Origin of the sequence: Agrobacterium sp. CNPSo 2736 (genome assembly GCF_004005385.1) — a bacterium.
In the GTDB taxonomy this organism is placed as follows: Bacteria; Pseudomonadota; Alphaproteobacteria; order Rhizobiales; family Rhizobiaceae; genus Agrobacterium; species Agrobacterium leguminum.
This window is the reverse complement of sequence record NZ_RZTX01000050.1, coordinates 1-4,904: the sequence shown is the minus strand read 5'-3', so window position 1 is coordinate 4,904 and position 4,904 is coordinate 1. Positions and strand designations below refer to the sequence as shown.

The 4,904-nt window shown below is 61.7% G+C and carries 5 protein-coding genes and 1 pseudogene; all 6 read left to right on the top strand.

Annotation, left to right across the window (positions count from 1 at the left end):
- Positions 1–83 precede the first annotated feature (83 nt).
- On the top strand, positions 84–980 hold the full coding sequence (locus EM858_RS27000; protein ID WP_127758584.1) for an NAD(P)-binding domain-containing protein: 897 nt from the start codon (positions 84–86) through the stop codon (positions 978–980).
- Positions 981–1,019: 39 nt separating this feature from the next.
- Entirely contained in the window at positions 1,020–1,718 is a 699-nt protein-coding gene (locus tag EM858_RS26995; RefSeq protein ID WP_127758583.1) for a CoA transferase subunit A, read from the top strand.
- A 17-nt stretch (positions 1,719–1,735) separates the two neighbouring features.
- Positions 1,736–2,365, top strand: coding sequence for a 3-oxoacid CoA-transferase subunit B (locus tag EM858_RS26990; protein WP_127758582.1), 630 nt, complete (start codon positions 1,736–1,738; stop codon positions 2,363–2,365).
- Between the two features lie 74 nt (positions 2,366–2,439).
- A pseudogene (locus EM858_RS26985) lies at positions 2,440–3,612 on the top strand (acetyl-CoA C-acetyltransferase).
- 14 nt (positions 3,613–3,626) lie between these two features.
- The gene (locus EM858_RS26980; RefSeq protein WP_127758581.1) at positions 3,627–4,124 is read left to right on the top strand and encodes a UPF0262 family protein; all 498 of its coding nucleotides are present in this window, start codon (positions 3,627–3,629) and stop codon (positions 4,122–4,124) included.
- 129 nt (positions 4,125–4,253) lie between these two features.
- The coding region (locus EM858_RS26975) for a Glu/Leu/Phe/Val dehydrogenase dimerization domain-containing protein (protein WP_280960159.1) at positions 4,254–4,904 on the top strand (651 nt) is incomplete at its 3' end.

Below are 4,904 nucleotides of genomic sequence, written 5' to 3'. Positions count from 1 at the left end.
GCGAATATCGGAACACGTCCCATTAACGCGCATGGAAGCCATGTTGCCGGTTGGCCCTGGCAGCATGGCTGGAGGAGAACTGCATGCAAGTTGATAGCGTACGTCGTGTTGCTGTCGTGGGTGCCGGGAGCATGGGAAGCGCCTTGGCAGAGAGCCTTTTGGTGGGAGGTTTCGACGTCAGTGTATGGAACCGAACCCCTGAGAAGTTGGCGCCGCTTGCCAAGCTAGACGCGTTCACTTCGACGGATCTGGATGCAGTTATTAAGCGCTGCGATTTGCTTGTTGTCTGCATCTTAGATCATGCGACGACCGAAAAGCTGCTACTGGCCGACGGCCCAAGACAGGCCCTGCGAGGGAAGATCCTGGTGCAGCTTACAACGATCACCCGCGGTGAATCTGAAAAAATGGCGGCCTTATGCCAGCCGGAGGACATCCTCTATTTGGATGGCGCCATCATGGGCTTGCCGCAGCGTGTCAGAGATGGAGATTGCATCATTGCCTATTCGGGTCCGCGTGGCGTCTACGCTCACTGCGAACCCGTTCTGCACGCGCTCGGCAAAAAGCCTATGTTCATATCGGAGAGCTACGGCGCAGCTCCCGACCTTGAGCTCGCACGGTTTGCTTACATCTACGGCTCCTGGCTCGCTTATTTCCAGGCCCTTGCCTTGTGCTCTGCCAGGGGCTTGCCGCTTGACGTCATTGTGGAAATTATTGACAGCGGGGAGCACATCCGTAACCGCACGACCAAGCGTTACGGGGATGCCATCATACAGCGCGATTACACTGCCCCCGGAGCAACGCTCGACGTCCACGCTGCTGCGTTCAAGCTCGTTTCCGAACAAGCAAACTCACTGAATATGAGGGCTGATTTGATCCAGCTCCTTGGCGGTCTGTTTGATGAAGCAAAAGCCAGGGGTTACGGGCAGAAGCAGCTTCCGGCGCTTTTTGAGATCATGGTTGAAGGCAGCCGGGGCGCATAGGCTGCGCCGGGCAACAAATTCAAAAAACTGTGGGGTATTATGAACAAAACTTACGACAATCCGACGTCGGCGCTTGATGGCTTGCTGTTCGACGGCATGTTCATTGCTGCGGGTGGCTTCGGCCTTTGCGGCATACCGGAACTGCTGATCGATGCGATCCGTCAGGTGGGCACCAAAGACCTGACGATCGCGTCGAACAATTGCGGTGTCGACGACTTCGGTCTCGGCGTGCTGCTGAAGACCAGGCAGATCAGGAAGATGATCTCGTCCTATGTCGGCGAAAACGGCGAGTTCATGCGCCAGTATCTCAGCGGCGAACTCGAGCTTGAGTTCAATCCGCAGGGAACGCTGGCCGAGCGGATGCGGGCCGGCGGCGCCGGCATCGCCGGCTTCTATACCAAGACCGGGGTCGGCACGGTCGTGGCCGAGGGCAAGGAGACGAAGGCCTTCAACGGCGAAACCTACGTTCTTGAGACCGGCATCGTCGCGGACCTGTCGATCGTCAAGGCCTGGAAGGCCGACACGTCGGGCAATCTCATCTTCCGCAAGACGGCGCGCAACTTCAATCCACCGGCCGCTACCTGCGGCAAGATGTGCGTTGCCGAAGTCGAGGAAATCGTGCCCGCCGGCAGCCTCGATCCCGATCACATCCATGTGCCGGGGATCTATGTGCACCGTCTGATCCAGGGTCAGCACGAGAAACGCATCGAACAGCGCACGACGCGTGCGGCGGCTTGAAGGGCAGGGGAAGAGACATGGCCTGGGACAGAAACCAGATGGCGGCGCGCGCTGCCCGCGAACTTCAAGACGGTACCTACGTCAATCTCGGCATCGGCATTCCGACTCTGGTCGCCAATTATATCCCCGAAGGCGTCCATGTGACGCTGCAGTCGGAGAATGGCTTGCTCGGCATCGGCCCCTTTCCGACCGAACGTGAGATTGATGCCGATCTCATCAATGCCGGCAAGCAGACGGTGACGGCATTGCCGCATTCGGCCTTCTTCGACTCGGCGCAGAGCTTCGCGATGATCCGCGGCGGCAAGATCGCCATGGCAATCCTCGGCGCCATGGAAGTGGCCGAGAATGGCGACCTAGCCAACTGGATGATCCCCGGCAAGCTCGTCAAGGGCATGGGCGGCGCGATGGATCTGGTTGCCGGCGTCAAGCGGGTGGTCGTTGTTATGGACCACACCAACAAGGCCGGCGAATCCAAGGTGCTAAAGGTCTGCACCCTGCCGCTGACCGGACAAAGTGTCGTCGATCGGATCATCACCAATCTCGGTGTACTCGACGTCGTTGATGGGGGACTGAAGTTGGTCGAGATTGCCGAGGGCGTCACCGACGGCGAGATCCGCAGCGCCACCGAGGCGACCATCATCAACTAGGCCGACCGCCGACCTGTTGCCGAGATGCTGGAGCCGGCGCCTGCCCGCTTCGCAAGGACCAAGAGGAGACCACCTTGAGCACCCCATCGATCGTCATCGCCAGCGCCGCCCACACCGCGGTCGGTTCCTTCAATGGCGCTTTCGCCAACACACCGGCACATGAGCTCGGCGCCGCCGTCATCAAGGGTGTGCTTGAGCGCGCAGGCGTCGAAGCGGGTGAAGTCGACGAGGTGATCCTCGGCCAGGTGCTGCAGGCGGGCGAGGGCCAGAACCCGGCGCGTCAGGCGGCGATGAAGGGGGGCGTCCCTCAGGACAAGACGGCCTGGGGCATGAACCAACTCTGCGGCTCCGGCCTTCGCGCCGTGGCTCTCGGCATGCAGCAGATTACCTCCGGTGATGCGGAGATCATCGTCGCCGGTGGCATGGAATCCATGTCGATGGCGCCGCATTGCTCGCATCTTCGCGGCGGCGTGAAGATGGGCGACTTCAAGATGATCGAATCAAGGACGGCCTGACCGACGCCTTCTACGGTTATCATATGGGCATCACCGCCGAGAACGTCGCCCGCCAGTGGCAGCTGACCCGCGAGGAGCAGGATGCGTTTGCGCTCGCCTCGCAGAACAAGGCCGAGGCCGCACAAAAGGCCGGCCGCTTTGCCGACGAGATCATTCCCTTCATCGTCAAGACCCGCAAGGGCGACGTCACCGTCGACCAGGACGAATACATCCGCCATGGCGCAACGCTCGAAGATGACCAAGCTGCGTCCGGCTTTCGACAAGGAAGGCACGGTCACCGCCGGCAACGCCTCCGGTCTTAATGACGGCGCTGCCGCGACGCTGCTGATGACCGAAGCGCAGGCTTCCAAGCGCGGCATCCAGCCGCTCGCCCGTATCGTGTCCTGGGCAACGGCCGGCGTCGATCCGCAGGTCATGGGCACTGGCCCGATCCCGGCTTCGCGCAAGGCGCTGGCGAAAGCCGGCTGGGCGATCGGCGACGTCGACCTCGTCGAGGCCAACGAGGCTTTCGCCGCCCAGGCCTGCGCGGTCAACAAGGACCTCGGCTGGGATCCTGGCATCGTCAACGTCAACGGTGGCGCGATCGCCATCGGCCATCCGATCGGTGCCTCCGGCGCCCGGGTGCTCAACACGCTTCTGTTCGAGATGAAGCGCCGCGGCGCCAAGAAGGGGCTTGCAACGCTCTGCATCGGCGGCGGCATGGGCGTCGCCATGTGCGTGGAAGCGATGTGACGGAGGGCAGGGCCATGGCCTCCGCCGAGTACCGTCTCTGCGACGTATCGCTCCACCGGTCGTTCGGTGGCCGGGACGCCAGAATTGAGCGGGAGCAAGCGCTCGCTGTCATCGATCTCCTGGAATCCAATACATTCATTCCAGTCGGTCACGACGGCGGACCTTATCGCCTCAGGATCGAAGCGGTTGACGGGCGCCTGGCTCTGCACGTTGCCGATGATCAGGGCGACCACGTCGTCAGTTACTACCTGTCGCTGACACCCTTCCGCCGACTGCTCAAGGATTACACCCGCATTTGCGAGAGCTACTACGACGCCGTCCGCCATCCAGGGCCTGAGCGGCTTGAGGCAATCGATATGGGCCGGCGCGGCGTCCACAACGAGGCTGCCGAACTGCTGAAAAGCCGGTTGTCAGCGAAGGTGAACATCGACAACGACACTGCCCGCCGGCTGTTCACGCTGATTTACGCCCTGCTGGTGCGCAATGCAGACCAAAGAATTTTGCTGAGCTGAGCACAGCACTTGAACGACCAAACAAGGAGGAATCCCCCAGTGAACGCAATACCACAACGCAACGTGCAAGCCGGAGAAACCAGCTCCGCAGGCTTTCTGGAGAGCGTTGACCAGAACTTCCGTCATGCCATGACGTTTCTCGACCTGCCCGAAGGGCTGGCGGAGCGGATCATGCAGTGCAACTCGACCTATACGGTTCGGTTCGGCGTTCGCCTGCGCGGCCGCATGTACAGCTTCATCGGCTGGCGGTCGGTCCACAGCGAGCATTGCGAGCCGGTGAAGGGTGGCATCCGCTATGCCTCGAATGCCGATGGGGAAGAGGTGGAGGCACTGGCAGCACTGATGACGCTTAAATGCTCGTTGGTCGATGTGCCGTTCGGCGGCTCGAAAGGCGCGCTGAAGATCGATCCTCGCGAATGGACGCCGCAGGAGCTCGAGCGCATTACGCGCCGCTTCACCCAGGAGCTCAACAAACGAGGCCTGATCGGCCCCGGCGTCAACGTTCCGGCGCCCGACATCGGCACCGGCGAGCGGGAAATGGCCTGGATGATGGACGAGTTCCGCCGCGCCAATCCGACCGATGTCATCAATGCGCGCGCCTGCGTCACCGGAAAGCCGCTGTCAAAGGGCGGTATCGCCGGCCGCACCGAGGCAACCGGGCGAGGCGTCCAGTTCGCCATCCAGAGCTATCTCCGCGATCCGCGCACTGCCGGCCTGAACGGCAAGCGTGATCTGAAGGGTGCAGCCGTCATCGTTCAGGGCTTCGGCAATGTCGGCTAC